Below are 2,109 nucleotides of genomic sequence, written 5' to 3'. Positions count from 1 at the left end.
TAGTCGAGCACCTGCACCATGCCGATCTTCTTCGCGAGCGCCCGCTCGGCCGCCTTCTGGATCACCGGGCCGTCGGCCATCGGATCGGAGAACGGCACGCCGAGCTCGATCACGTCGGCACCGGCCTCGGCCATCGCGAGCATCAGCTCGACGGTGGCATCCGGGTACGGGTCGCCGGCCGTGATGTACGGGATCAGCGCCTTGCGGCCTTCCTTCTTCAGCGCATTGAAGCGGGTGGYGATGCGGCTCATTGCGCCCCCTTCACGGTCTGGCCCGCTTCCGAGGGCTGGGCATGCACCTTCTCGCCCGACAGGTCGGCGACGGTGCCGATGTCCTTGTCGCCGCGGCCGGACAGGTTGACGAGCAGGTGCTGGTCGGGGCGCATCGTCGGCGCGAGCTTCATCGCGTGCGCGACCGCATGCGACGACTCCAGCGCCGGGATGATGCCCTCGGTGCGGCACAGGTAGTGGAAGGCCTTCAGCGCCTCGTCGTCGGTGATGCCGACGTACTCGGYGCGGCCGGTGTCCTTCAGGTAGGCATGCTCCGGGCCGACGCCCGGGTAGTCGAGCCCGGCGGAGATCGAGTGCGTCTCGATGATCTGGCCGTTCTCGTCCTGCAGCAGGTAGGTGCGGTTGCCGTGCAGCACGCCGGGCGAACCGGCGCTGAGGCTCGCGGCATGCTTGCCGGTGTCCAGCCCCTGCCCTGCCGCCTCGACGCCGATCAGCCGCGTGCCGGCATGCTCGATGTACGGATAGAAGATCCCCATCGCGTTGCTGCCGCCGCCCACGCTGGCGATCACCGCATCGGGCTGGCGACCGGCGAGCTCGGGCATCTGCACCAGGCACTCGTCGCCGATCACGCGCTGGAAGTCGCGCACCATCGCCGGGTACGGGTGCGGGCCAGCCACCGTGCCGATGATGTAGAAGGTGTTCTCGACGTTGGTGACCCAGTCGCGCAGCGCCTCGTTCAGCGCGTCCTTCAGCGTCTTGGAGCCGCTCTCCACCGGCACGACGGTCGCGCCGAGCAGCTTCATGCGGTAGACGTTGGGCGACTGGCGCTTCACGTCCTCGCTGCCCATGTAGACGACGCACTCCATGCCGTAGCGCGCGCAGATCGTGGCGGTGGCCACGCCGTGCTGGCCGGCACCGGTCTCGGCGATCACGCGCGGCTTGCCCATGCGGCGCGCGAGCAGCGCCTGGCCGATCGTGTTGTTGATCTTGTGCGCGCCGGTGTGGTTGAGGTCCTCGCGCTTCAGGTAGATCTGCGCGCCGCCCAGTTCGCGGCTCATGCGCGCGGCGTGGTAGACCGGGCTCGGCCGGCCCACGAAATGCTTCAGTTCGCTCTCGTATTCGGCCTGGAAGGCCGGGTCGCGCTGCGCCGCGGCATAGGCCGCTTTCAGTTCGTCGAGCGCGTGGATCAGGGTCTCGGCGACGAAGGTGCCGCCATAAGGCCCGAAATGCCCGCTGGCATCGGGCTGCTGGTATTTCGACATGGATTGACTCGCTTCAGGTGGGGGTGCTCGCGATGCGTGCGTCAGCTTCGCGCACGGCATCGCAAAAACGGCGGATGGCCCAGGCATCCTTGATGCCCTTGGCACTTTCAACGCCGGAACTCACGTCAACGGCCCAGGGCCGCACCCGAAGAATTCCTTCGATCACATTTCCGGCATGCAACCCACCAGACAAAACGACTGGAGAGCGCACGTTTCGAGGAATGAGTGACCAATCGAAGACCTTTCCGCCTCCACCATACCCGTCGACATGAGCGTCGAGCAGCAGCCCCTGGGCGTGCGGGTACTGAGCGGCGAAGTCTAGCAAATCGAAATCCCCCGCCATGCGTGCGGCCCGCAGGAACGGGCGGCCGGCGGCGGCGCAGTCGGCCGGCGTCTCGTCGCCGTGGAATTGCAGCAGCAGGTTCGGGATCGCGGCGCTCGCGCGCTCGATCAGCGACGGCGCGGCATTGACACACAGCACCACTGGCGTGACGAACGGCGGCAGGCGCTGCGCCAGCTCGGCCGCGCGCTCGACGCTCACATGCCGCGGGCTGCGCTCGTACAGCACGAAGCCGATCGCATCGGCGCCGGCCGCGACGGCCGCGTCGACGTCGGCC

At 68.1% G+C, this 2,109-nt stretch carries 3 protein-coding genes; all 3 read right to left on the bottom strand.

Translation table 11 applies throughout. The features are described from left to right. On the bottom strand, window positions 1-251 hold a 251-nt coding region (locus tag AC1D15_RS28680; protein ID WP_477828690.1), incomplete at its 3' end, for a tryptophan synthase subunit alpha. Further along, the gene (gene trpB / locus AC1D15_RS28675; protein WP_477828689.1) at window positions 248-1,492 is read right to left on the bottom strand and encodes a tryptophan synthase subunit beta; all 1,245 of its coding nucleotides are present in this window, start codon (window positions 1,490-1,492) and stop codon (window positions 248-250) included. The genes trpB and AC1D15_RS28680, both read right to left, overlap by 4 nt. Window positions 1,493-1,505: 13 nt before the next feature. Beyond that, on the bottom strand, window positions 1,506-2,109 hold a 604-nt coding region (locus tag AC1D15_RS28670), incomplete at its 5' end, for a phosphoribosylanthranilate isomerase (protein WP_477828688.1).

Source organism: Rhizobacter sp. P2_H2, assembly GCF_056403375.1.
Note: the sequence above shows the minus strand (reverse complement) of the source record. Positions and strands in the feature narration are given on the sequence as shown.